The following is a 24,525-nucleotide window of genomic DNA, read 5'->3' as shown; positions in this document are numbered from 1 at the left end:
TCATGGCACTCGACAACGCCGTCGAACGCCACCCTGACCCAGGGCGAGACGCAAGCATGGCCGCGGGAGGTGACGCGAGGGCGGGGCGGCGCAAGGACGACACCGGCCTCGCGGTGCTGTTCATCCTCCCGGCGCTGATCGGCTTCCTCGCCTTCCTGGTGTGGCCGACGCTGCGGGGGATCTACCTGTCGTTCACGACGTTCAACCTGCTGACGCCACCGAGGTGGGTCGGGCTCGACAACTACGTCCGGATGGTCAACGACCCGATCTTCTGGAACGCCATGAAGGTCACGCTCTACTACGTCGTCGTCAACATCTTCTTCCAGACCGTGCTCGCGCTCGTCATCGCCGTGATGATGCAGCGCCTCACCAAGAAGACCTGGCTGCGCGCCATCGTCCTCACGCCCTACCTCGTGTCGAACGTGGTCGCCGCGATGATCTTCCTTTGGATCCTCGACTTCCAGCTGGGCATCGGCAACCACCTGCTCACCCTGGTCGGTCTGGACCGGATCCCGTTCCTCACCAGCGACACCTGGGTCATCCCGACGATCGCCGGCATCAACGTATGGCGGCACGTGGGTTACACCGCGCTGCTCATCTTCGCCGGGCTGCAGACCATCCCCGAGACGGTCTACGAGGCCGGCCGGGTCGACGGTGCGAGCGAGAACCGCATGTTCTTCTCGATCACCTTGCCGCTGCTGCGGCCGATCCTCGCGCTGGTGCTCATCATCACCATCGTCGGGTCGTTCCAGGTCTTCGACACCGTAGCCATCGCCACCGCGGGCGGGCCCGTCAACGCCTCGCGCGTGCTCCAGTTCTACATCTATGACCTGGCCTTCGGTCGCTTCCAGTTCGGTTATGCCTCAGCGCTTTCGGTAGCCCTCCTGGTCGTCCTGGTGGTCATCTCGTTCGTCCAGTACAAGGTCAGCAACGCCGACTCCACGGATCTCGGCTGAGGAGCGCACCATGTCATCGACGACAGCCTCGAACCAGCCCCCGGCCGTGGGGGCAGCCCGCACCGAGCCCGACGAGACCGCTTCGCCCCGACCGGGGTTCAGCGTCGGGCGTGCCCTCGCCTGGACGTTCATGATCCTCGTGATCATCGGCAGCCTCTTCCCGTTCTACTGGATGCTGCGCACCGCCCTGTCGAGCAACAACGCGCTCTACGCGGGGTCGAACTCCGTGCTGCCCGTGCAGTTCTCGTGGGGCGGCTTCCAACGCGTCTTCGGCCTGCAGACCGGTCAGGAGGCGATCGACGCAGGCGGAGCGGGCCAGCCGATCAACTTCTGGCGCTACCTGCTGAACTCCATCGTCGTGTCGACGATCGTCACGGTGCTGCAGGTGCTCTTCGCAGCGATGGCGGCCTACGCGTTCGCGCGGCTCCAGTGGCGTTGGCGCGAGCCGGTGTTCATGTTCTTCCTGACGGGCCTGATGATCCCGGCGATCTTCACCTTCCTGCCGAACTTCGTGCTGATCAAGCAGCTCGGCCTGGTCGACACGCTGCCCGGGGTGGCGCTGCCGATGGTGTTCATGACGCTGCCGTTCGCGATCTTCTTCCTGCGCCAGTTCTTCATGGGCATCGCCAAGGAGGTCGAGGAGGCGGCGCTGATCGACGGTGCGTCCAAGGTGATGGTCTTCTTCCGACTGATCATCCCCATGTCGACGGCACCGATCACGACGCTCGCGATCCTCACCTACATGGCGTCGTGGAACGACTACTTCTGGCCGCTGATGGTGTCCTACACCGACAAGTCCCGGGTGCTCACGGTGGCCCTCGGCGTCTTCAAATCCCAGACGCCGCAGACCGGTCCGGACTGGGCCGGCCTGATGGCGGCCACCTTGGTGGCTGCCCTCCCGATGCTGCTGCTGTTTGCCCTGTCGGCGCGGCGCATCGTCAACTCCATCGGCTTCAGCGGGATCAAGTGAGGGGCGACCAGTGCGAATCGTGATGACTACCAAGCGCCGTCGGCGCTCGATCGGCCTCCTCACCGTCGCCACCCTGGCCACCGCACCGGTCCTGGCCGCCTGCGGCAGCGACTCCGAGGGCGGGTCGGGCAGCACCATCTCCTACTGGCTGTGGGACTCCGCCCAGCAGCCGGGCTACCAGAAGTGCGCCGACGCCTTCCACGCGGCGAATCCCTCTCTCACCGTGCAGATCACGCAGTACGGCTGGAACGACTACTGGTCCAAGCTCACCGCCGGCTTCATCGCCGACACGGCGCCGGACGTGTTCACCAACCACCTCAACTACTTCGCGCAGTTCGCGGACCTCAAGGTGCTGCGGCCGCTCGACCAGCTGGGTCCGACCAAGGACATCAAGAACACGGACTACCAGCCGGGTCTCGCCGAGCTCTGGTTCGGTCAGGACGGGCACCGCTACGGCGCACCGAAGGACTGGGACACCATCTCGATCTTCTACAACAAGAAGGCGATTGCCGACGCGGGGATGACCGAACAGCAGCTCGCGTCTCTGACCTGGAACCCCGACGACGGGGGCACCTTCGAGAAGGCCGTCGCGCACCTCACCGTCGACGTCAACGGTCGGCGCGGCGACCAGCCGGGCTTCGACAAGGCCCGCGTCAAGACCTATGGCTGGGCGTCCGACGGCGGCGGTGGCGGCGGGTGGGGCCAGACCCAGTGGTCGCCGTTCACCGGCTCCGTCGGCGGCTGGACGGTCACCGACAAGAACCCGTGGGGCACGACGTTCCATCTCGACGATCCCCGGTTCCAGAAGACGATCGGGTGGTTCTTCGACCTGCAGCGCAAGGGCTACATGCCGAGCTACCAGACGATCGGCGGGTCCAGCTCGACGGTCGGCCCGGACAAGCAGATGCAGATGGGCACGGCCGCGATGGGCTTCAACGGCTCGTGGATGATCTCGACCTTCGCGAAGCTCACCGACGCCGACGGCAAGAAGATCGAGATCGGCATCGTCCCCACCCCGGTCGGTCCGTCCGGCAAGCGCGCGTCGATGTTCAACGGGCTCGCGGACTCGATCACCACCCAGGCCAAGAATCCCCAGGCAGCGGCGAAGTGGGTGAGCTTCCTTGCCGGCCAGCAGTGCCAGGACCTCATCGGCGGTTCCGGCGTCGTCTTCCCGGCGCGGCCGAGCGGCACCGAGCTGGCCGTCCGGTTCAACAAGGACAAGCGCGGGCTCGACGTCACGCCGTTCACCGACCAGGTCAAGGACAAGACCACCTTCTTGTTCCCCGTCACCGGTCACGCCGCCGACATCACCGCGCTGCTCAAGCCGGCGTTCGACGGGATCTACATCGGCAGCGCCGAGCCCAGCTCGCTGACGGAGGTGAACCGACAGATCGAGGACCTGTTCAAGGTCGGCAGCTGAGCGGCTCCGTGCTCGACCCAGCGTCCGACCCTGCCCGACCGCCAGGTCGACCCACGGCCCGGCCGACGCGGGGTCTCGCGATGCGTGCATGCGGGCACGGCCCCTGCCCGGTCGGTAAACTCGGTGGTTGACCCAGGTCCCCAGCAAGGAGCCCCCGTGAGCCTCGTCGTCATGAAGTTCGGCGGTTCGTCCGTTGCCGACGCCGACAGCGTCAAGCGCGTCGCCCGCCGGATCGTCGACAACAAGAAGGCCGGCCACGACGTGTGCGTGGTCGTGTCGGCGATGGGGGACACCACCGACGATCTCGTCGACCTCGCCGGCGAGATCAGCCCGGTCCCGCCCGCGCGCGAGCTGGACATGCTCCTCACGGCGGGCGAGCGGATCTCGATGGCGGTGATGGCGATGGCCATCGCCAACCTCGGCTTCTCGGCGAAGTCCTTCACCGGCAGCCAGGCCGGCATCATCACCGACGGCGACCACGGCAAGGCCCGCATCCTCGACGTCACGCCGCGGCGGGTCCGCAAGGCCATGGACGAGGGCCACATCGCGATCGTGGCCGGGTTCCAGGGCGTCTCGCAGGACACGAAGGAGATCACGACGCTGGGCCGTGGTGGCTCGGACACCACCGCCGTGGCGCTCGCGGCCGCGCTGGACGCCGACGTGTGCGAGATCTACTCCGACGTCGACGGCGTGTTCACCGCCGACCCGCGCATCGTGCCCTCGGCCCGCAAACTCGACCGCATCTCCAGCGAGGAGATGCTAGAGATGGCCGCCAACGGCGCGAAGATCCTGATGCTGCGGTGCGTCGAGTACGCCCGGCGCCAGCAGCTCCCCATCCACGTGCGCTCCTCCTTCTCCAGCAAGGAGGGGACGCTCGTCATCGATCCACCCGAAGGAGAAGACGTGGAAGCCAGCCTGATCTCCGGCGTCGCCCACGACCGCAGCCAGGCGAAGATCACGATCGTCGGCGTCCCGGACCACCCGGGCAAGGCCGCCGAGATCTTCGAGGCGCTGTCCCAGGCCGGCGTCAACATCGACATGATCGTGCAGAACGTGTCCGCCGTGGACACCGGGCTGACCGACATCTCCTTCACGCTGCCCAAGGTCGAGGCGCGCCAGGCGGCGCAGTTCCTCGACCGGGTCCAGGACAAGGTCGGCTTCCGGTCGATGCTGTTCGACGACCAGATCGGCAAGCTGTCCCTCATCGGCGCCGGCATGAAGTCCAACCCCGGCGTCTCCGCCACCTTCTTCAACGCGCTCGGCAGCGCCGGCGTCAACATCGAGATGATCTCGACGTCCGAGATCCGCATCTCGGTCATCTGCCGCGACGACCAGCTCGACGAGGCGGTCCGGTCGGTGCACACGGCCTTCGGGCTGGACACCGTGAGCGGCGAGGCCGTGGTCTACGGCGGGACGGGGCGCTGAGATGACGAACCAGCCAGTGAACCTCGGCATCGTCGGCGCGACCGGCCAGGTCGGCACCGTGATGCTGCGCCTGCTCGAGGAGCGGGACTTCCCGATCGCTCAGCTGCGGCTGTTCGCCTCGCCGCGCTCGGCGGGCAAGACGCTCACCTACCGGGGCCAGGACATCGTCATCGAGGACGCGACGACCGCCGACCCGACCGGGCTCGACATCGCGCTGTTCTCCGCCGGGGCGACGACGTCCAAGGCGCAGGCCCCGCGCTTCGCCGAGGCCGGCGTCGTCGTGGTCGACAACTCCTCCGGCTGGCGCAAGGATCCCGAGGTGCCGCTCGTCGTCTCCGAGGTGAACCCGCACGCGCTGGCCGACCGCCCCCGTGGCATCATCGCGAACCCGAACTGCACCACGATGGCGGCCATGCCCGTCCTCAAGCCGCTGGCCGACGAGGCCGGGCTGGTGCGGCTGTTCGTCTCGTCCTACCAGGCCGTGTCCGGCTCCGGGCTCGCCGGGGTCGAGGAGCTCGCGGGCCAGGTCCGCGCGGGCGTCGAGGCGGGCGAGGGCAAGATCGAGCAGCTCACCCACGACGGGCACGCCGTAGACCTCCCCGAGCCCACCAAGTACGTCGCACCGATCGCCTACAACGTGATCGCGCTCGCGGGCTCGATCGTCGACGACGGCAGCAACGAGACCGACGAGGAGCAGAAGCTCCGCAACGAGTCCCGCAAGATCCTCGAGCTGCCCGACCTGCGGGTCTCCGGCACCTGCGTGCGGGTCCCGGTCTTCACCGGTCACTCGCTGTCGATCCACGCGGAGTTCGAGCGTCCGCTGACGCCCGAGCGCGCCACCGAGCTGCTCTCGAAGGCTCCCGGTGTCGTCGTGGTCGACGTGCCCACGCCGCTGGAGGCCGCCGGTCAGGACCCGTCCTACGTCGGCCGGATCCGCCAGGACCAGGCCGTGCCGGACGACAAGGGCCTGGTGCTCTTCGTGTCCAACGACAACCTGCGCAAGGGCGCCGCGCTCAACACGATCCAGATCGCCGAGCTGCTGGTCGCGGAGCTCAGCAAGCGCTGAGTGGGTTGGCTGGGCTGAGCCGGCTGGGGCCGGTTTGCTCAGCCGGCTGGCTCAGCCGACTGGGCTGAGGCCGGCTGGCTCGGCCGGCGTGGCGAAGGACACAGGCGCCGGGGGTGACCCCGGCGCCGTCGTCTTCCTAGGGTGGGGCTCATGCCGCTGCCCACCGCTCTCGAAGGACGCCTGCGCCTGCCGGTCGTCGCCGCCCCGATGTTCCTCGCCTCCGGGCCCGACCTGGTGGTCGGCGCCTGCCGAGCCGGCGTGCTCGGCACCTTCCCGGCGCTGAACCAGCGCACCGCCGAGGGCTTCGAGCAGTGGCTGGACCAGATCGAGGCGGCTCTGACGCCGCAGGACGCGCCCTACGGCGTCAACCTGATCGTCCACTCGTCCAACCGCCGGCTGCGCGAGGACCTCGCCACGATCGTCCGGCACCAGGTGCCGGTGGTGATCACGTCGCTCGGTGCGGCCGCCGAGGTCGTCGAGGCGGTGCACTCCTACGGCGGGCTGGTCTTCCACGACGTCACCAACGCGCGGTTCGCGGCCAAGGCGGCAGCCGCCGGCGTGGACGGGATCATCGCCGTGTCGGCGGGGGCCGGCGGGCACGCCGGTGACCGCAACCCGTTCGCGCTGGTCGCCGAGATCCGCTCGGTGTGGGACGGGCCGCTGCTGCTCTCGGGATGCCTGTCCACCGGTGCGGACGTGCTGGGGGCGCTCGCGATGGGCGCCGACCTCGCCTACCTCGGCACCCGCTTCCTCGCGACGGCCGAGGCGATCGCGCCCGCCGAGCACAAGGCGATGGTGGTGGCGTCCGGAGCCGGCGACGTGGTCTACACGCCGTCGATCTCGAGCGTGCCGGCCAACTTCCTGCGCCGCTCGATCAGCGACGCGGGCCTGGACCCGGACAACCTGCCGCTGCCCGACCGGGTGGACCTGGACCACCTGACCGACCCGTCGGCTGCCAAGGCGTGGAAGGACGTCTTCTCCGCCGGCCAGGGCGTGCAGGCGATCCACGACGTGCCGCCGGTCGCCGAGCTGGTGGACCGGCTGGAGCGGGAGTACCAGGACGCGCTCGACCGGCTGCCGGTGCCCGCGCAGCTCTGAGCGCGAATCAGGCTGTGCGAGAGGGCTACTCCTGCGTGTAGTCCTGCAGGAAGTCGCCGATCCGCTCGATCGCGCGCTCGAGCATGGCCTCCGGCGGCAGGATCACGATCCGGAAGTGGTCGGGCGTCGGCCAGTTGAACCCGGTGCCCTGGGTGATCAGGATCTTCTCCTCCTCGAGCAGGTCCAGCGCGAACTGCCGGTCGTCCTTGATCGGGTAGCGCTCGGGGTCGAGCTTGGCGAACGCGTAGAGCGCCCCCATCGGCTCGACGACCGACACGCCGGGGATGGCGCGCAGCCCCGCGACCGTCGCCTGGCGCTGCTCGTAGAGCCGGCCGCCGGGCGTGACGAGCTCTTCGATGGACTGGTAGCCGCCCAGCGCCACCTGGATCGCGTGCTGGGCCGGGACGTTGGGGCACAGGCGGGTCGACGCGAGCAACTCGAGCCCCTCGAGGAACCCGGCCGCGTGGTGGCGCGGCCCGGTGATGACGACCCAGCCGGCCCGGAAGCCCGCCACCCGGTAGGTCTTCGACAGCCCGTTGAAGGTCATGACCAGCAGGTCCGGCGCCAGCGTCGCGATCGACGTGTGCACCGCCCCGTCGTAGAGGATCCGGTCGTAGATCTCGTCGGCAAGGATCAGCAGCGAGTGCTCGCGCGCGATGTCGACGATCCCCTGGAGCACCTCGCGCGAGTAGACCGCGCCGGTCGGGTTGTTGGGGTTGATCACGACGATCGCCTTGGTGCGCTCGGTCACCTTGGCGCGGATGTCCTCCAGCGAGGGGTTCCAGTCGTTGTCCTCGTCGCAGCGGTAGTGCACCGGGGTGCCGCCGGCGAGCGACGTCGCCGCCGTCCACAGCGGGTAGTCCGGCGTCGGGATCAGCACCTCGTCACCGTTGTCGAGCAGCGCCTGCGTGGTCATGCTGATCAGCTCGGAGACGCCGTTGCCGAGGTAGATGTCGTCGACGTCGCACTCGGGGAAGTCCGGGATGACCTCGTAGCGTCCGAAGATCGCCCGCCGTGCCGACAAGATGCCCTTGGAGTCGCTGTAGCCCTGCGCAGATGGCAGGTTGGCGATCATGTCCTGCAGGATCACGTCGGGAGCCTCGAAGCCGAACGGCGCCGGGTTGCCGATGTTGAGCTTGAGGATGCGGTGGCCCTCGGCCTCGAGCTGGTTGGCGCGGGCGAGCACCGGGCCGCGGATCTCGTAGAGGACGTTCTGCAGCTTGGTGCTCTGGTCGAGGCGGCGCAGCGGGCGACCGCTCGGGGCTTTGCGTCGAGGCATGAGGCCCATCCTCGCATCGCGCCCCGGACGATGTCCGCCGACTTGTCGACAGGTGGGATCGGCTGGGGTGGATCTCACAGGCTCAGCCCCGGTCGCGTGTGGACCCGGTGTGGACCCGCAACTCACTGGTTGGTACGTTGCTGGGCATGGGGAGCACAGTGGCTCGTGGCAGGAGCAGGCGTGGCTGAGGCAGCGCAAGGAGCGGCGCCGCGGACGTCGGGATCGGTGCCGCGCGCGTCGGGATCGTCGCCCCGCGCGCGGGTGCGTGACGCCGAGCGCACGCGGGGCGAGCTTCTCGCAGTAGCCATCGACGAGTTCACCCGGCACGGTCTGGCGGGTGCACGGGTGGACGAGATCGCGGCCCGGACCCGCACGACCAAGCGGATGATCTACTACTACTTCGGCAGCAAGGAAGGCCTCTACACGGCCGCTCTGGAGGAGGTCTATGCCGGCATCCGGGCGTACGAGCGCTCCCTCGATCTCACCGGTCTCGAGCCGGCCGCGGCGCTGCGCGAGCTCGCCGGCTCCAGCTTCGACTACCACGTGGCGCACCCCGAGCTGGCCCGGCTGGTCGGTCAGGAGAACCTCATGGGGGCGGTCTACCTGCACGGGTCCGAGCGTCAGGCCCACCTCAACCGGCCGATCCTCGCCATCATCACCGACCTGCTGGAGCGCGGTCGGGCCGCGGGGGTGGTGCGCCGCCCCGTCAGCGCGATCGAGGTTCACCTGTTCATCAGCTCCTGGGTGCTCTTCCAGGTCGTCAACGTCTCGACCATCCGCGCGACGTTCGGCTACGACATGACCGACGACGCCGTGCGTGCGCGGCACCGCGAGCTGATCGGTGACGCTCTGCTGGACTGGCTGGGCGGCGGCGGGTAGCTCTGTCACTTTTGGTGATCTTTAGTTACGGTGGGTAGCCAAGGGGGATGTTCACCATGGGACGCACCAGGAAGCCCGGCACCCAGATCCGTGCCGCCTCGTTCGCTGGTCGCAGCGCTGCCGGTCGTGGCCGGGGTCGGGTTGTCGGCCTCACCCTTGGCTGTGGCGTCGGCCGTGGCGGACGAGCCCGGGCCCGCCGGCAGCGGCACGTCGGGCCCCAGTACGTCGGCCAGTGAGTCCGCGCACGAGTCAGCCAGTGCGCCCGCGCACGAGTCGGCCAGTGCGCCCGCGCACGAGTCGGCCAGTGCGCCCGCGCACGAGTCGGCCAGTGCGCCCGCGCACGATGTGGCGGACGACCCATCGCCCGCGCCCAGCCCCACGGGCACCCGCGGTGCGGCACCCACGCCGTCGTCGCACGCGACCACCACGCCGGCCGGCGCCCCGGTGCGCATCACGGCGGCACTGCAGTGCGCGGTCCTGTGCCCGTCACCTACCGCCTTCGTCGCAGAGCACGGCCGGTTCCAGATCACCGGGTCCGTGCAGGGCCTCGCTGCCGGCAGCGGGCTGTCGATCCTCGCCGTGGGACCCACCGGCGTCACGACCCGCACCCCGGTGGCCGTTGCCGCGGACGGACGCTTCGAGTGGTCGGGCCCGGTTGCCGGCTCGGGCAGCCACACGTTCTACGTCACGACCAACCGCAGCTCGGTCGGCTCTGCCACCGGAGGCTCTGTCGGGGGAGGGGCGGCCACTGGCGCCCTCGTCGCGCACGTCGCGCCGCTCGCGGTCTCCGTGACCAGCGGTCTCGCCCCGCGCAGCTACACGCTCGCCAATCCTGTTGCCACTGGCCGCATCTCGGCCGGGGTCGCCGGGCGGATGGTCTGGACCGAAGCGCTGCTGCAGGGCCGCTGGACGCGCATCTCCACGGCGACGACAGGTGCGGGCGGCGCCTACTCGATCCCGCTCGCCTGGGGCGCAGGCAAGCTGAACGCCGTGTCCTACCGCGTCGGCTATACCGGCGCGAACCACCCCCGTACGGTCTACGGCCCGCAGATCCGGTTGACGCGCTTCCCCGAGCTTCGGGCTACCGTCCGCGCAGCGAAGGCCTCCGACGTGCCGCTGTCCTACCGCGCCGGCTGTCCGGTCGGCCCGGCGCAGCTCACGCGGATCGACCTCAACTACGTGGGCTTCGACGGCAACCAGCACCGCGGTTTCCTCATCGTGCGCAGCACTCGCGCAGCGAAGTTCATCGACGTCTTCACCAAGGCGCTCAACTCGCGCTTCCCGATGCGGGTCATGCAGGACCCGAGCGCGTACGGTAACGACGACTACCGCTCCATGGCCGCCGACAACACCTACGCCTTCTCCTGTCGTCGGGTCACCGGCAACCCGCTGTCGATGTCGCCGCACTCCTACGGTCAGTCGATCGACGTGAACACGGTCGAGAATCCCTACCGTCAGCCCAACGGCGTCTGGGTCCCCGCCAACGGTCGCGCGTACGTGAACCGATCGTGGGTGCGTCCGGGGATGCTGGTGCCCGGCGGCACGGTGCCGAAAGCGTTCGCCGCCAACGGTTTCCGCTGGTTGACCGGCTTCGACTGGCAGCACTTCCAGCTGTGAGGCCAACAGCCTGGGGTAGCCCGCTCGCTGAAGTGGCCGCGTCTGTCGCCGTGAGTCTCGCGCTGGTCGCGTGCTCGGCCGGCGACGCTGCGGTGGTCCCCACGGCTGCGGCATCCGGTGGCGGCGGGTCGGGTGGGCCGGTCGGTGCCGCCGCGACTTCGGCCGGGGTGGGTGCAGGGGCGGGTGCAGGGGGAGCGGCCCCCTCCGCCGACATGACCGCTCCGGAGTCGGTGGCCACCCCCGTGCCGGAGTTCACCGCGCCGACGACGGTCGCCGCCACCACCGCAGGACCGTTGTCCGCCAAGGACTTCCCCACCTTCCCGGGGTGGTCACGGGGGATCGGTGAGGGCGACGACGGCCGCTACCTGCCGAACGGCACCTGGGTGCACGACGTCGTCCCGCGTCTCGCCGTGGCCGACCTGATGGCGCAGGGTTGCGCCGAGCGCCCGGCTGACGTGCCCACGCCCACCGCCGCCCTCGGTGCCACCTACGTCGGTCCGAAGCAGCAACCCGGCACGGCCCTGGCGCTGGCGTTCGGGACGGCGGCCGAGGCACAGTCGTTCGCTGCGCTCTACCGATCTCGCGCGCAGGGGTGTGCGCGGAACCCGGCAGCGGGGCTGCCGACCACGGTGCTGTCCACCGCACCACGGCTGGTCGATCGCAAGGACCTCGGCACCGACGGGATGTGGGTGGAGCTCGCCCAGCCGCAGGGAGCACGCTTCGTCGTCGCGATGCTCGCCGACCCGGACGGGTCGCTCTGGCGTCGGGGCGCGGGCCTGGCGTCCTGGGGTGCCTGGTGACCTGGGGCGACTGGTGTGCCGCTTGATGCGATCCTGATGAGCTGCACTGCCTGGTGAGCGGTCTGTGCAGTGGCGTGGTGAACATCGTTGCGGCCGAACGCCTGCGGTTGACGCTCGGACGCTGCTGGTCGACCGTGACCACATGATCGCCCCCGCTCTGCCCGCCTCGCAGCGGCCACGTGTCGCCATCTGCGGCGCCGGGCTCATCGGCCGCGCCCACGCTCGCCTCGCCGCTGACTCCTCGACCGTGGACCTCGTCGCGATCGTCGACCCGACCCCAGCCGGCGTGGAGCTGGCCGCCGAGCACGGGGTCACGTCGTTCGTGAGCCTGGCCGAGCTGTTGGCCGCGGAGCAGACACCAGGACTCGGGGTCGTCCTCGCGACCCCCAACCACCTGCACGTCGACCAGGCCATCGAGTGCCTGGCCGCCGGCGTACCCGCGATCGTCGAGAAGCCGGTCGCCCACACGATCGAGGACGGCGAACGACTCGTCGCTGCCGCCTCCGCCGTCGGCCCCCACGTCCCCCTGCTCGTCGGTCACCACCGCCGGCACAGCCCGCTGGTCGCCGCCGCCCGCGAGACCGTAGCCAGCGGGGTGCTGGGTCGGATCGTCGCGGTCAACGGGATGGCCACGTTCTACAAGCCGGACGACTACTTCGACGTCGCCCCGTGGCGCACCCAGCCGGGTGGCGGGCCCATCCTTATCAACATGATTCACGAGGTGGACGACCTGCGCGCCATCTGCGGCGACGTCGTCGCGGTGCAGGCTGTCACGTCGAACGTCACCCGTGGCTTCGCCGTCGAGGACACCGCCGCCATCATCTTGACCTTCGCGTCCGGCGCGCTCGGGACCTTCCTCATCTCGGACGCCGCCGCCGGGCCGCGCTCGTGGGAGCAGACGTCGGGCGAGAACCCATCCTACGACCACGCCGACGACGAGGACTGCTACGTCATCACCGGCACTCGAGGCTCCCTCGGCGTGCCGACGATGCGGCTGCGCACGTACGCCGAGGGCGTCGTCCCCTCGTGGTGGAACCCGTTGACCCGCAGCGTGATCCCGGTCGAGCGCGTCGACCCGCTCGCCGCCCAGATGGAGCACTTCGGTGCCGTCGTCGCTGGACGCGCTGAGCCTTTGGTCACCGTCACCGAGGGCTTCGCCACCCTGCGCGTCACCGACGCCATCGCCCGTTCGGCTGCCACCGGAACGCCGGTCACCCTCGGCTGACGTCAGCGGGGCCGCGTGGTGTCAGCGAGTCCGGGTGACGTCCGGCTTCCGTGAGCGCGTCCCGGCCTCCGCGTGCGGCGCCGGCCGCCCCACCGCCGTCATGGTCATCACCTGCCAGTGCGGCGGAACCTGCAGCAGCTCCCTCACCGCGTCCCGGTCGAACGCCGCGAACTGCCGGCACGCCAACCCCATCGAGTGCGCCTGGATGGTGAGGTGCGCCACCGCCTGCCCGAGATCGTAGGCCGCGAACTCGCTGTAGTCCCAGTCCGTCTCCTCGACGAACCGGTGGCAGATGTTCACCACGATCAGGCTCGCGGCCGGCGCCCAACGCCGCGAGCTGGCGGCAAGCAGCGGCGCCATCTCGGAATGCTCGGCGCTGCCCCGTCGCGCTGCGTGAAACGCCCACGGCTGGGAGTTGCCCGCAGACGGGGCCCAGCGCGCTGCCTCGAGGAGGACGTCCACCTGGCTGCGCGTCAGCTCGTGGCTTGGGTCCCACTCGCGTGGGCTCCAGCGCCGGCGGAGCACCGGGAGCAGCTCGTCGGCTGGCTCTCCGTCTGTTGCGGCGCCTCCCGCGCGGTCGGCTGGGGTGTCCTCGGCCGGGTCGCTAAGCGAGGCGCCACCCGAACTTCCGGTCGCGTCACCACGGGCGGTGCTACCTGCGCCGCCGGCCGCGCCGGCGGTTGTTCGTTCGTCCGCGGCCGGTTCCGCGTCCGCCCGCCCACGCGCGTCGCGGGCTGGGTGGTCGGCGTCAGGCGGGTGCGGGCGCGCACTCGGGTCGGTGGGATTGGTGGCTGCTGGTCGTGGGGTCATGGCTCGGTTCCTGTCAGCCGGCGCGGGCGTCAGGCGGCGGCTGTCGTGGTGGTGGGGGGTGTGGTGGGTTGCCAGCCGGTCAGGGTGCGGGTGGTGTGCCAGGTGACATGGTCGGGGGTAGTGGTGGCGGTGATGCCGCGTTGGTGGACCAGGCGGTGGTGGTGGTCGCAGAGCAGGGCAAGGTTGTCCAGGCTCGCAGAGCGCCGGCTGGATGAGCGGATCCTGCTGGGTTCGCCTCCACGGTAAACATGACGCGGGTGCCGGCACCCCCGCCCAGCCTTACCTAGGCGGATCGAGCAGCGTTGCAGCGGAGGTGGATTCGCTGAGCCGAAGGAACGCACCCAGCTCAAGGAGCCCGGAGGCGCTGGCGGGGAGCGCGTCGGTGAGGGTGGTCGAGCGCACGATGATCGCCCGCCACTGGGCTCGGGAGAGGGCGACGTTGAGCCGGTTGCGGTTGAGCAGGAAGCCTGCGCCGCGCGGGGTCTCGCTCAGCCGTGACGCGGTCATGGACACGATGGCGACCGCAGCCTCCTGCCCCTGGTAGCGATCTACGGTGCCGACCCGCACACGGGGGAGGTCGGCCTCGTCGAGGGTGCGCCGGAGGAGGTCGACCTGGGCGTTGTAGGGCGCCACCACGATGATGTCGGCCTCGTCCAGCGGTCGAGTGGGCTCGTCTGCGCCGGGGCGCCAGGGGAGGCCCAGGTGGGACTGCACGAGCTCCAGGACAGCAGCGGCCTCCTCCGGTGACTGCCCACTGTTGCCCTCGTGCTCCACCCGGACGGTGGCCACCCCGGCCGGCACGCCGGTCAGGCTCCGGGACCCCGCGACCGCGGTGTGCGCGTGCAGCCGACCGTCGTAGGACAGCTGCGAGACCACCTCGCAGATCGCCGGGTGCAAGCGCCAGCTGGTGGGGAGGAAGTAGCCGAGCTCGGCCGGCAGGGCGTGGGCACCGTCGGCCAGCCAGCTCAGGGCGGACTGGTCCACCGGGGCAGGGTGGATGCCCTGGCTGACCTGGGGGAGCTGCTGCGGATCGCCCAGCAGCAGAAGCCGATTGGCCGCCCGTGCCGACGCCACCGTGTTGGCGAGGCTGAACTGGCCCGCCTCGTCCACCACCAGCAGGTCGAGCTCGGCATCGGCGAACTTCTTCGTGCTGCTGAAGTCCCAGGCCGTGCCGCCCACGACGCAGCCGACGTCGGCGCTGCGGTCGAGGAGGTCCCGCAGGTCACGCTCCTTGGCGAGGGCGGTCCAGGTGGGTGACTCGGACCTCGCCTTGAGCTTCCCCACGACCGCCGGGTCGACGCCGGCGCGGACGCAGGCGTCGAGGAGGTGCTCGACGGCGGCATGTCCCTGGGACACCACCCCCACGCGCCACCCCTGCTCCACCAGTCGCTTGATGACGTGCGAGGCGACGTAGGTCTTGCCGGTGCCGGGTGGGCCCTGGACGGCGAGGTAGGACCGGTCGAGCCCCAGCACCGCCGTCGTGATCGCCGTGATCAGGTCGTCGCCGTCCGGCTGGGGGAGCACTGCCGCTCCGGTCGCGCCCTGAGGGGCGCGTCGGGCGAGCACGTCGACCGCTGCCTCGCGCGGCAGCTCGGGCCAGCTGGCGTGCACCCGCTCGGCGAAGGCCAGGAGCGCGTCGTCGAGCGCGACGGCAGCGGGCGGCGCCCCCGGGGCTACGGCGCTCGGGAGCTCCGCGTAGGTGCGGCGATCCTTCGTGGTGCGCTCGTGCACGGTGAGAGCCACCCGGCCGTGCCGATCGCCCGATACGTCCTCGACGAGGGTGACGCTCGCCCTGCTGTGCCAGGCGCGCTCGCCCGGGCCGGTCGGGGCCAGCTCGGCCGGACCGGGGTGCTCGTAGAGCAGGTGCACGCTCGCGTCGCCCGCGCGCAGGATGCTCGACCCCGACTCGACGCGACCCTGCAGACGCAGGACACGGGTGAGCGTGAGGGCGCGACCGGACGCCGCCTCCCAGTCGGACACCACCTCGGCGCGCTCGACCACCAGCGCGGAGCGGTCGGCCCAGTCCTCGGGCTCACCGACCAACCGATCGAAGTGGCCCCACCAGAAGGGCTTGTGCTCGCGTACGTTGTAGCCCACCCCGGCAGCCGCCATGGCCGCGACCGTCTGCTCGGGGGTGCGCAGCTCGTCGCGCCCCACCTCGGCCCGCTCCATCAGCTCACGGACCACCCGATCCCGGTGTGCGGCAACGGGATCGATCTCGGCCTCCGAGTCGGCCGAGTCGCCCCCACCCGCGACATCAGCCTCCATGACGCTGCCATCCACAACCTGGTCACCGACAACGCCGCCATCGAGAGCCTCGCCGGCAGGCACCGGCTCCACGGCCGCCAGCCCCAGCAGCCAGTCGCGCAGCCGCAACGTGGACAGGCAGTCGTAGCGGTTGTAGTCGGCGATGGCGGTCAGCAGGGCGGCCGCGTCGTCGTGGCGGTCGGCGACGACGGCCTCGGTGAAGCGGTGGTACTCGACGATGGACTCGCCGGCCGTGGTGACGTCGCCGCCACGCAGCTGGTCGCCCATGTAGAGGGGCTCGAGCTTCTTGATGCTGTAGGAGGCCTGGCTGATGCGCACCGAGCGCTTCACCACGGAGTAGAGGTCGACGAACACGTGCTCGCGCACCAGCGTGTCGACCCGCTCCTCGCCGACGCCGTGTCGACCGGCGAGCCGCTTGAGGGCGCTCGTCTCGTAGGGCGCGTAGTGGTAGATGTGCATGCCGGGGTGCTGACGGCGGCGGGCCTCGACGTGGTCCAGGAAGTCGAGCAGCGCCTGCCGCTCCTGCGCCCGGTCGTGCGCCCAGAGCGGGGTGAAGGTCTCGTCGGTGTCCAGCAGCCCGAAGAGGTACTCCAGGCCGCGGGCGGACGATCCGGCCTCCTGCCACAGCGGATCGCCCTCGAAGTCGAAGAAGATGTCACCCGGATCGGGAGCGGGCAGCGCGTGCAGCATGCTCGCGTCGACCACCTCGTGCAGGACCCTGCCGGGAGTGGCCGCCACCTGCAGCCGGGCCTGGTGCCGGATCTTGTCGTAGGTGCGCGTGGACAGACCCTCGGGACGCTCGGACAGCGCGGCCAGCGCGTCGATGGTGTCGACCCCCGCCTCGTGCAGCACGGCGCGGTGGCGCGCTCGCACCCCGGCGACCATGAGCACGTCACGCGTCGCGGCCACCTGCTCGGCGCACTCGGCACACCGCCCGCAGGCCACGAGGTCCGGCTCACCCCACCGGATCGGCGACCCGGCCTCCTGGCGGCGACGGACGAGCGTCCGGAGGCGCCCGCGGCGCTCGCGATAGACGGGGAGGATCTCGGCGAGCGGGAAGCGCGGACGCGTCTGGTCACCCAGCACCAGGACCACGTCGTCACCCGGGTCGACCCCCATGGCCATCAGCTGGTCGGCGTAGGCCGCCAGCTGCAGCAGAGCGGTGACGCGCACGTGGTGGGCCAGCTTCGTGTCGTGGACGGTGTAGACCGGCCGGTCGCCCGACCAGCGCGGGTCCCGGACCAGGAAGTCGGCGAAGCCCACCAGCTCGCCGTCGAAGAAGGCCCCCTGACACACGACGTCGACGCCGTCCCGCAGCGCCTGCAGGGTGCGGTCCCGGGCGGCCGTGAGCGCGCCGGTCGTCCAGGGGGAGGGGCGGTCGATCGTGAGCACCCGACCCGTGCCGTGCTCGGCCCGCAGCCGGCGCAGCTCGGCCTGCTCGTGCGCATCCCCCAGCCGGGCCAGCTGGGCGAGCAGCGGGTCGGGATCCGCCGGCGCGCCCTCCAGGTGGCCGAGCTGCACGTCGAGGCCACGCATCGCGGCGAACTCGCACACCGACACCTGGGCCAGGTCGCTCGCGCTCCACACGACCGACCCGCCCGTCTCGTCGTCCCCCAGCAGGATCATCACGCCACCTCTCACCGTTGCGCCGAACGTAGCAGCGCCCTCCGACAGACCCCCTCTCGCGTGCAAGGATCGGGATCATGACGACGCCTGAGCAGCGGCTCCACCTGCGGCTTCGTCCTGCGACCCGGAGCGGCACGGGGGTCCTGCTCGTGGCCGGGTCCAGCGGCCGCATCGACGAGGGCCGGGCCCGGCTGCTCGCGGCGCACGGTGCCGACGTGCTCGTGCTGCGGTGGTTCGGCGCCCCGGGCCTGCAGCCGGGCCCGTTCGAGGTCCCGCTGGAGCTGTTCGTGGAGGCGCTCGACGACCTGGCGGTGGACAACGAGCGGCTCGCCGTCGTGGGGCTGTCGTTCGGTGCGGAGGCGGCGTTGCTCCTGGCGTCGAAGGACGCGCGGGTGGAGACGGTGGTCGCGTTCGCGCCTAGTGCCTACGTGTGGGCGGGCGTCCCCGACTCGGCACCCGGCCAGACCTCGCACTGGACCTGGGCGGGTCTACCGGTGCCGTTCGTGCCGTTCGTCGAGGAATGGGAGCCGACGAGGACCCACCGGCCTACACCCCGTTCTACGAGGCCTGTCTGGCCGCCGCAGACGCGCAGACGCTGGCCGCTGCGACGATCCCGGTCGACGGCCTCGCAGAGCTGGTGCTGGTCGCAGGCGGCGACGACCAGGTCTGGCCCGCAACGACTTTCGCGCGCGACATCACCGGCCGCCGCGCCGCTGCGGGTCTGCCGACGAGGCTCGTGGAGCACCCTGCTGCCGGTCATCGCGCCATCCTGCCCGGGGAGGCGCCGGTGGCCGCGGGCCGAGCGATGGCGCGCGGAGGCACCGAGACCGCCGATCGCGAGCTGGGCGCGAGGGCCTGGCCGCACCTGGTCCGCGTCCTTCGCCTGCACGGCTGAGCGCCGGCACGGCTGAGCAGCTGCACGGCTGAGCGCGGTCAGCCCGACCTCAGCAGCGGTCCGGTGCGATAGGGGATGACCCGCCGCAGGTAGATCGACGTCCGCGTGCGCACGATCCCGGGGCAGAGCCGGATCTCCTCGGAGACGCGGTAGAGGTCGTCGGGGGAGCGCGCGACGACCCGGCACAGCAGGTCGGTCTCGCCGGCGGGTGCGAAGCACTCGAGCACCTCGGGGATCCGCTCCAGCGCCTTCACGGCGTTGCGCAGCTGGTGCTGGTCCAGCTCCGCGGCGACCATCGCGCTGAGCTCTCGGCCGAGGCTCTGCGGCTCGACCCGGACGCTGTTGAGCCGCAGGATGCCCTCGGTGCGATAGCGCTCCAGCCGGGCGTGCACCGTCCCCCGCGCCAGCCCGCACCGCTCAGCCAGTGCCATGACCGTCATGCGCGGGTCCTCGTCGAGGGCCAGCAGGATCCGCCGGTCGGTCTCGTCCAGCTGATAGCTCATCCGCGTCGTCCCCTCGGTCAGGCTGCCGTCGTCGTGCCCCGAGCGCCGGTCAGCGTGATCACCCGTCACGGCGCTCGGCGGCCTTGGTTGATCATTCTGATCATCCTAGACGGTGCCACTTGCAGATGCTGTAGAGCATCTGGATAGATGATGATCACATCGCTCGACGACCTCACGAGGGAAGTCGGCCCGGCAGCTCGTTCGGCGCACACCACCGACCGGAGGAGCAGGTCGTCATCGCACCCGATGACATCGCGCCTGACACCTACGGAGCCCCCGTCCTGACCCACCGGTCAGCGGGGGCTCCGGCCTACCCGGCCAAGCCGCCGCACCGACGCCGGGACCTCGACCGTGTCCGCGAGCCAGGGCGCCGGCTCGGGCTCGCCGAAGGTGCGGTGCAGCGGCACCACCCCCTGCCAGGGCACGCCGCCGTCACCCTCTGCGGAGACACCGTCTGCGCCGGCACCGTCTGCGGAGGCAGCGTCCGCAGAAGACCCCTCGTCGGACGGAGCACTGGGCGGTCCGCTGCGCGCCTTCATGATCCAGCTGCCGTCGGTGATGGGCAGGGCGACGGCCAACGTGGCGGCGCGCTCCTTTGCGGTCATCTCCCGCACCTCGCTCACCCGGCCGGGAATCATCTTGTCGCTCAACAGGTTCAGCGCGTCCCAGCCATCCCGCGCGTCTAGCTGCTCGAGGCGACCGCGGATCACTGCCGAGCGGTAGTTGGCCGACGAGTCGAAGGTCGACGACGCGACCACGATGGCGTCCAGGGCGGTGACGCAGAGCGCCGCCGGGGCCCCCGCAGCCACCTGCCGCAACGCTCCCGCACCGGTCGACCCGTGCAAGATGATCCGGTCACCGTCGCGAGCGAAAAGCATGGGCACGACGAGAGGTTCGCCGTCGACGACGGTGCTGAGGGTGCCGGCCAGCTCGCCGTCGAGCAGCTGGTCGAGGGCGGCGCGGTCCGTCTGCTGACGGTCGGCGAGCCGGTGCAGGGCGTGGGTCTGGGGCGAGCGGGCCATGCCCGCAGCATGGCACGCCAGCACCGGCCCGGGTCCACCGCAATTCCGCGGCAGCCCCGGGCCGGCTCGAGCGCGAGGTCTCGGGATCGAGACCTCAGCCGTCGATCGCCTCGCTCAGGCGTCGGCGTTGTCCGGGTTCTGCGCCCACAGGTCGGGGCCGAACACCTCGTAGTTGATGTTCTCGGACGGGATCCCCTTGGCCATCAACACCTTCCGGGTGAGGCGCATGAACTCGAGCGGGCCGCACATGAACACGGTGGCGTCCGCCGGCACGTCGATGTCCGACAGGTCCATGAAGCCGGGGCGGGCGGGGTGCAGGGTCGGGGCGCTCTCGGCGTCCTGCTCGTACCAGTTCTGCGCCTTCGCGTCGTCCATGGCGAGGACCTGCCGGCGCAGGTGGGCGTAGAGCGCGTGGTTGGAGTGGGAGGTGTCGGCGTGGAAGATCCGCACCGTCCGAGCCGGCGCGCGCCGGGACAGGTCCTCCACGATCGCGGCGATCGGCGTGATGCCGATGCCCGCCGAGACCAGCACGAGCGGTCCGTCGGACTCGTCGTCGAGCACCAGGTCACCGGCCGGCTGCGAGACGTCGAGCACGGTGCCCGGCTTCGCGTTCTCGTGCAGCCAGGTGGACACCTGACCGTCCGGGTGCCCGTCGACGCCGTGAACTCGCTTGATGGTCACGCGGATCGAGTCGCCGCGCGGCCCGGACGAGATCGTGTACTGCCGGGGCTGACGCTCACCGTTGGGGAGGTCTACGGCGATGGCGACGTACTGGCCCGTGGTGTGGCTCGGCACGACACCGCTCACCGGCGCGAGGATCAGCGAGAAGATGTCGTCGGACTCCTCGAACCGCTCCACGACGCGGTACTTGCGCCACGGGTGCGCCGGGTCCGTCCCCGCCAGCGCGTAGAGCTTGCCCTCCTCCGCGATCAGCGCCGTCCCGAACAGCCAGTAGACCTCGTCCCAGGCCGCTGCGACCTCGGGGGTGACGGCGTCGCCGAGCACCGTTTTGACGGCCTTGAGCAGGTGGTGGCCGACGATGGTGTACTCCTGCGCCGCGATGCCGAGCGACACGTGCTTGTGCGCGATGCGCTTCAGGACCGGCGTGAAGTCCGGGGCGTCCGGGTCGATCAGGTTGACGGCGTAGGCGACGACCGAGGCCGCGAGGGCCTTGGGCTGCTCACCGATCGCCTGGTTGGCCTTGTTGAACACCCGCATCAGCTCGGGGTGCGCGGCGAACATGTCCGGGTAGAACGTCTTGGTGATGGCCTCGGCGTGCTCGGCCACGACCCCGGCTGTCGCCTTGACGATGGCCTCGGACTCGGGGGACAGCTTCATGCGCAGTGCCTTTCGTGGGGATCTTCGAGGGGGTCTTGCGAGGGATTTCGAGGGGGCAGGGGTTGACTGCGGCGCTCTTTTAGAGGACTACCGTGGCGAGTTTAGAGGACGAGCGGAGGCTTGTCATCGCCGGGACCCCCGGCAACGATCCGCGAGCGACCCAGCCACCATGTGACAAGGTGGGGGCATGGCTGGCTGGGTCGATCACGCAATCTTCTGGCACGTCTTCCCGCTGGGGTTCGTGGGTGCGGAGCACGAGCGCACGCAGGTCCCGGCGGGCGAGGTGCGGCACCGACTGCACCACCTGACGCGGTGGTTGGACTACGTCGTCGAGCTGGGCTGCTCCGGCCTCCTGCTCGCGCCGGTCTTCGAGTCCAGCTCGCACGGTTACGACACCCTCGACTACCGACGCATCGACCCGCGCCTCGGCGACGAGTCCGACTTCGAGGCGCTCGTGCAGGCCTGTCAGGAGCGTGGCCTGCGGCTGGTCCTCGACGGTGTCTTCAACCACGTCGGTCATGACCACCCCGCCTTCACCCAGGCCCTCGCCGAGGGCGAGGGGAGCGAGGCTGCCAAGCTGTTCCAGTTCTACTGGGAGTCGACCGACGACCAGGGCGAGCCGGCGCACGAGATGTTCGAGGGCCACCCGGGCCTCGTGACCCTCAACCACGAGAGCGACGCCGTCGTCGACCTGGTCGCCGACGTCATGTGCTACTGGCTCGCCAAGGGCATCGACGGCTGGCGCCTCGACGCGGCCTACGCCGTGCCGACGTCGTTCTGGCACAAGGTGATTCCGCGGGTGCGCGAGCAGTTCCCCGACGCCTACATCTTCGGTGAGGTGCTGCACGGTGACTACGCGGCGTTCGTGCGCGAGGCCGACCTCGACGCCGTCACCGAGTACGAGCTGTGGAAGGCCACCTGGTCGTCCATCGACACCGTCAACTTCCACGAGCTGGTGTGGACGCTCGGGCGCCACAACGACATGCTGGACTCCTTCGTCCCGCAGACCTTCATCGGCAACCACGACGTCACGCGCGTGGCCTCCCAGATCGCCGAGCAGCGACACCACGAGCACGCCTTCGTCATCCTGCTGACCGTCGGCGGCACCCCCTCGATCTACTACGGGGACGAGCAGGGTTACACCGGCGTCAAGGAGCAGCGGGCCGGCGGTGATGACCAGGTGCGTCCCGTCATGCCCGAATCCCCTGACCAGCTCAGCGATCTCGGGCGTGGCCTGCAGCACGTCGTGCAAGAGCTCATCGCCCTGCGTCGGCGCCACCCGTGGCTGCACCGCGCTCGCACGCAGGTCAACGACGTCGCCAACGGCACCATCACCTACGTCGCGACGGGCGAGGGCGGTGAGAGCGTCCGGGTCGGGCTCAACCTCACCGACGAGCCGTTCGTGCTCGGCTGCGACGACAGCGAGCGGGTCCTCGCCGGACACGCGGAGGTAGCGTCACGCGCAGCCACCGTGCCGCCGCACCGTTGGGTCGTGCTCGGCCAGGAGTAGCCCGTGGCTACAGTGGTGCCCGTGATCGAGCTTCGCCTCCCCGCGCGGCCGGCGCTGCTGACCGCCACGGTTGCTGCGCTCGGGCTGGCCCTGGCGGGGTGTGGTGGCGGCGCCCAGCCGGCCGCGACCATCCCGCAGAAGACGGTGCAGTCCAAGGTGCGTCAGCTGATGAAGGCCAAGACGGGCAAGGACTACTCGGTGACCTGTCCCGGGGACCTGACGGTCCGAGCCGGGGAGACCATGCGGTGCTACCAGAGCGACCGCAAGGGCAACACGCTCGGCCTCACGGTCGGCATCAAGAACGCCGACGCGGCCGACCCCACGCTCACCGTCAAGGCCGATCCCCGGACCACGCCGAAGGCCACCCCCAAGGCGACGTAGCATCGGGCCGAACCACGGGAGCCCGGGCACGGGCTGAGAGGGTGCTGACGCGGCGCCGACCGTCCACCTGATGCGGGTCGTGCCGCCGTAGGGAGCGTGTGATGGATCGTCCTTCGTCAGATCAGGGCCGCACCGGGCGCAAGGCCGTCACGGGGGCCGTGTGGGGCAACTTCGTCGACCAGGTCGACATCTTCCTGCCGGTGATCGCGCTGGCGCCCGCCGCCGCGAGGCTCTACGGGCCCGCCGGTGCCGCCGCGCAGACGGGCGTCGTGTTCGTGGCCACGCTGCTCGGGCGGCCGCTCGGCGCAGCGCTTTTCGGCCATCTCGCCGACCGCCACGGGCGCACCATGACCACTCAGGTCGCGATCGGTGGGGTGGCCGCGACCACGCTGGCGCTCGCCGCGGTGCCGGACCACACGGTGCTCGGCGCGGGCACCGTGTGGGCCTTCGTGGTGCTGCGCTTCCTCGGCGGCATCTTCCTCGGTGGGCAGTACACCGCCGCCGTGCCGCTCGCGATGGAGTGGAGCGCACCGCGTCGACGGGGGCTGGTCAGCGGCCTGGTCATGGCGATGTCACCGCTCGCCAACAGCGCCATCGCCGCCCTGACCCTGCTGCTGGTCGCGGTCCTCGGCGCCGACGGGTACGCGTCCGGCGGCTGGCGGATCTCGTTCGTCATCGGCGGCCTGCTCGCCGCGGTGATGCTCGGCTACTACCGCCGTGGGGTGCGTGACTCCGTCGTGGCGACGGCTGAACGGCCCGTGTCGACGAGCTCGTCGACGGCCGCCTCGAGAGCAACCAGCCCGTTCGTCGCGGTCGTCGCTGGGCCGTGGCGCCGTCAGCTGGCCCAGGTGGTGCTCCTGATGACGGGCCTGTGGCTCTACGTGCAGCTGACCATCCCGGTCCTCACGGCCGGCCTCAAGGTGCACCCCGGGCTCACGCCCGCCGACGTGCCGCTGATCATGCTCTTCGCGTCGCTGGCGCTCGTCCTCGGGATCGCGGTCGCGGGCGCGCTCTCGCAGGTTGTCGGGCGGCGCCGTCTGCTCGTCGGATTCGGCCTCGCCACAGCGGTGCTCGCGCCCGCGAGCTATCTCGCGGTGGGCTCGGCCCGGGGTCTGGTGGCCGTCACGGCGGCCGTCGTGGCGACGCAGCTGACGACGTCGTCCGGTTTCGGCCCGATCGGGGCCTACCTCAGCGAGCGGTTCCCCGGCGCGGTGCGCTCGACCGGCTACGGGGTGGGCTACAGCGTGTCCATCGTGCTGCCCTCGCTCTATCCGTTCTGGCTGCCGCCGCTGCAGGCGCGCCTCGGCGCCACGACCGCGGTGGCGGCGCTGCTCGTCCTCGGCGGACTGCTCATCGCGCTCGGCGCGGCCCTCGGCCCCGAGCCGGACCGGTCCGCGCCGCTGCCCGACTGAGATCCAGGGCGGTGCAACGGCGTTC

The 24,525-nt window shown here is 70.7% G+C and carries 20 protein-coding genes; 14 read left to right on the top strand and 6 right to left on the bottom strand.

From position 1 onward, the window contains the following. The first annotated feature begins 2 nt into the window (after nt 1–2). From MM440_RS01170 to MM440_RS01145, 6 genes are all read left to right on the top strand, one after another. Nucleotides 3–956 (top strand): carbohydrate ABC transporter permease, encoded by a 954-nt coding sequence (locus MM440_RS01170; protein WP_338155585.1) that lies wholly within the window; start codon nt 3–5, stop codon nt 954–956. 10 nt (nt 957–966) lie between these two features. After that, a complete protein-coding gene (locus MM440_RS01165; RefSeq protein ID WP_420914114.1) occupies nt 967–1,926 on the top strand; it encodes a carbohydrate ABC transporter permease in 960 nt (319 codons plus the stop codon). A gap of 22 nt (nt 1,927–1,948) precedes the next feature. After that, nucleotides 1,949–3,346 (top strand): ABC transporter substrate-binding protein, encoded by a 1,398-nt coding sequence (locus MM440_RS01160; RefSeq protein WP_241441372.1) that lies wholly within the window; start codon nt 1,949–1,951, stop codon nt 3,344–3,346. Between the two features lie 156 nt (nt 3,347–3,502). Next, nucleotides 3,503–4,771, top strand: coding sequence for an aspartate kinase (locus tag MM440_RS01155; RefSeq protein ID WP_241441371.1), 1,269 nt, complete (start codon nt 3,503–3,505; stop codon nt 4,769–4,771). A gap of 1 nt (nt 4,772) precedes the next feature. Then, the gene (locus tag MM440_RS01150; RefSeq protein ID WP_241441370.1) at nt 4,773–5,837 is read left to right on the top strand and encodes an aspartate-semialdehyde dehydrogenase; all 1,065 of its coding nucleotides are present in this window, start codon (nt 4,773–4,775) and stop codon (nt 5,835–5,837) included. Nucleotides 5,838–5,987: 150 nt separating this feature from the next. Continuing rightward, complete coding sequence (locus MM440_RS01145; protein WP_241441369.1) at nt 5,988–6,935, top strand: NAD(P)H-dependent flavin oxidoreductase; 948 nt, start codon at nt 5,988–5,990, stop codon at nt 6,933–6,935. 25 nt (nt 6,936–6,960) lie between these two features. Here the strand turns inward: MM440_RS01145 and MM440_RS01140 are convergent, their stop codons facing one another. Continuing rightward, the gene (locus MM440_RS01140) at nt 6,961–8,214 is read right to left on the bottom strand and encodes a pyridoxal phosphate-dependent aminotransferase (protein WP_277626172.1); all 1,254 of its coding nucleotides are present in this window, start codon (nt 8,212–8,214) and stop codon (nt 6,961–6,963) included. 180 nt (nt 8,215–8,394) lie between these two features. Between MM440_RS01140 and MM440_RS01135 the strand changes: the two genes are divergently transcribed. The 4 genes from MM440_RS01135 to MM440_RS01120 all read left to right on the top strand — a co-directional run bounded on the left by MM440_RS01135 (nt 8,395) and on the right by MM440_RS01120 (nt 12,735). Further along, nucleotides 8,395–9,093: a TetR/AcrR family transcriptional regulator gene (locus MM440_RS01135; RefSeq protein WP_241441368.1), complete on the top strand. Its 699-nt coding sequence runs from the start codon at nt 8,395–8,397 to the stop codon at nt 9,091–9,093. Nucleotides 9,094–9,438: 345 nt separating this feature from the next. Continuing rightward, nucleotides 9,439–10,710 (top strand): M15 family metallopeptidase, encoded by a 1,272-nt coding sequence (locus MM440_RS17165; RefSeq protein WP_241441367.1) that lies wholly within the window; start codon nt 9,439–9,441, stop codon nt 10,708–10,710. A gap of 50 nt (nt 10,711–10,760) precedes the next feature. Further along, nucleotides 10,761–11,510, top strand: a complete 750-nt coding sequence (locus MM440_RS01125; RefSeq protein ID WP_241441366.1) for a hypothetical protein — start codon at nt 10,761–10,763, stop codon at nt 11,508–11,510. 142 nt (nt 11,511–11,652) lie between these two features. Next, a complete protein-coding gene (locus MM440_RS01120; protein WP_241441365.1) occupies nt 11,653–12,735 on the top strand; it encodes a Gfo/Idh/MocA family protein in 1,083 nt (360 codons plus the stop codon). A gap of 21 nt (nt 12,736–12,756) precedes the next feature. Here MM440_RS01120 and MM440_RS01115 read toward each other — a convergent pair whose 3' ends face one another. Further along, entirely contained in the window at nt 12,757–13,545 is a 789-nt protein-coding gene (locus tag MM440_RS01115; protein WP_241441364.1) for a nitroreductase family protein, read from the bottom strand. Between the two features lie 279 nt (nt 13,546–13,824). Beyond that, nucleotides 13,825–17,439: a TM0106 family RecB-like putative nuclease gene (locus MM440_RS01110; protein ID WP_241441363.1), complete on the bottom strand. Its 3,615-nt coding sequence runs from the start codon at nt 17,437–17,439 to the stop codon at nt 13,825–13,827. A 77-nt stretch (nt 17,440–17,516) separates the two neighbouring features. Here MM440_RS01110 and MM440_RS01105 point away from each other — a divergent pair, with 77 nt between their 5' ends. Beyond that, nucleotides 17,517–18,350, top strand: a complete 834-nt coding sequence (locus MM440_RS01105; protein WP_241441362.1) for a dienelactone hydrolase family protein — start codon at nt 17,517–17,519, stop codon at nt 18,348–18,350. 22 nt (nt 18,351–18,372) lie between these two features. Here MM440_RS01105 and MM440_RS01100 read toward each other — a convergent pair whose 3' ends face one another. The 3 genes from MM440_RS01100 to MM440_RS01090 form a co-directional block, all read right to left on the bottom strand. Beyond that, on the bottom strand, nt 18,373–18,837 hold the full coding sequence (locus MM440_RS01100; RefSeq protein ID WP_241441711.1) for an Lrp/AsnC family transcriptional regulator: 465 nt from the start codon (nt 18,835–18,837) through the stop codon (nt 18,373–18,375). Nucleotides 18,838–19,130: 293 nt separating this feature from the next. After that, nucleotides 19,131–19,859: a pyridoxamine 5'-phosphate oxidase family protein gene (locus tag MM440_RS01095; RefSeq protein WP_241441361.1), complete on the bottom strand. Its 729-nt coding sequence runs from the start codon at nt 19,857–19,859 to the stop codon at nt 19,131–19,133. A 114-nt stretch (nt 19,860–19,973) separates the two neighbouring features. Continuing rightward, a complete protein-coding gene (locus tag MM440_RS01090) occupies nt 19,974–21,197 on the bottom strand; it encodes a globin domain-containing protein (protein WP_241441360.1) in 1,224 nt (407 codons plus the stop codon). 187 nt (nt 21,198–21,384) lie between these two features. On the opposite strand from MM440_RS01090, the gene MM440_RS01085 reads away from it, so the two are divergent. From MM440_RS01085 to MM440_RS01075, 3 genes are all read left to right on the top strand, one after another. Then, entirely contained in the window at nt 21,385–22,707 is a 1,323-nt protein-coding gene (locus tag MM440_RS01085) for an alpha-amylase family protein (RefSeq protein ID WP_241441359.1), read from the top strand. 21 nt (nt 22,708–22,728) lie between these two features. Beyond that, the gene (locus MM440_RS01080) at nt 22,729–23,088 is read left to right on the top strand and encodes a DUF4333 domain-containing protein (RefSeq protein ID WP_241441358.1); all 360 of its coding nucleotides are present in this window, start codon (nt 22,729–22,731) and stop codon (nt 23,086–23,088) included. Nucleotides 23,089–23,189: 101 nt separating this feature from the next. Then, complete coding sequence (locus MM440_RS01075) at nt 23,190–24,500, top strand: MFS transporter (RefSeq protein ID WP_241441357.1); 1,311 nt, start codon at nt 23,190–23,192, stop codon at nt 24,498–24,500. Nucleotides 24,501–24,525: the final 25 nt, after the last annotated feature.

This window comes from Arsenicicoccus piscis, assembly GCF_022568835.1.
Classification (GTDB): domain Bacteria; phylum Actinomycetota; class Actinomycetes; order Actinomycetales; family Dermatophilaceae; genus Arsenicicoccus; species Arsenicicoccus piscis.
This window is presented reverse-complemented; position numbering and strand designations above follow the sequence as displayed.

What these genes read in the sequence shown, in the direction of transcription:
- MM440_RS01160 (WP_241441372.1), top strand. Translation starts at nt 1,949, where the DNA reads ATGACTACCAAGCGCCGTCGGCGCTCGATCGGCCTCCTCACCGTCGCC.
- MM440_RS01105 (WP_241441362.1), top strand. Translation starts at nt 17,517, where the DNA reads ATGACGACGCCTGAGCAGCGGCTCCACCTGCGGCTTCGTCCTGCGACC.
- MM440_RS01170 (WP_338155585.1), top strand. Translation starts at nt 3, where the DNA reads ATGGCACTCGACAACGCCGTCGAACGCCACCCTGACCCAGGGCGAGAC.
- MM440_RS01120 (WP_241441365.1), top strand. Translation starts at nt 11,653, where the DNA reads ATGATCGCCCCCGCTCTGCCCGCCTCGCAGCGGCCACGTGTCGCCATC.
- MM440_RS01140 (WP_277626172.1), bottom strand. Translation starts at nt 8,214, where the DNA reads ATGCCTCGACGCAAAGCCCCGAGCGGTCGCCCGCTGCGCCGCCTCGAC.
- MM440_RS01095 (WP_241441361.1), bottom strand. Translation starts at nt 19,859, where the DNA reads ATGGCCCGCTCGCCCCAGACCCACGCCCTGCACCGGCTCGCCGACCGT.
- MM440_RS01100 (WP_241441711.1), bottom strand. Translation starts at nt 18,837, where the DNA reads ATGAGCTATCAGCTGGACGAGACCGACCGGCGGATCCTGCTGGCCCTC.
- MM440_RS01075 (WP_241441357.1), top strand. Translation starts at nt 23,190, where the DNA reads ATGGATCGTCCTTCGTCAGATCAGGGCCGCACCGGGCGCAAGGCCGTC.
- MM440_RS01090 (WP_241441360.1), bottom strand. Translation starts at nt 21,197, where the DNA reads ATGAAGCTGTCCCCCGAGTCCGAGGCCATCGTCAAGGCGACAGCCGGG.
- MM440_RS01110 (WP_241441363.1), bottom strand. Translation starts at nt 17,439, where the DNA reads ATGATCCTGCTGGGGGACGACGAGACGGGCGGGTCGGTCGTGTGGAGC.
- MM440_RS01145 (WP_241441369.1), top strand. Translation starts at nt 5,988, where the DNA reads ATGCCGCTGCCCACCGCTCTCGAAGGACGCCTGCGCCTGCCGGTCGTC.
- MM440_RS01150 (WP_241441370.1), top strand. Translation starts at nt 4,773, where the DNA reads ATGACGAACCAGCCAGTGAACCTCGGCATCGTCGGCGCGACCGGCCAG.
- MM440_RS01115 (WP_241441364.1), bottom strand. Translation starts at nt 13,545, where the DNA reads ATGACCCCACGACCAGCAGCCACCAATCCCACCGACCCGAGTGCGCGC.
- MM440_RS01085 (WP_241441359.1), top strand. Translation starts at nt 21,385, where the DNA reads ATGGCTGGCTGGGTCGATCACGCAATCTTCTGGCACGTCTTCCCGCTG.
- MM440_RS01165 (WP_420914114.1), top strand. Translation starts at nt 967, where the DNA reads ATGTCATCGACGACAGCCTCGAACCAGCCCCCGGCCGTGGGGGCAGCC.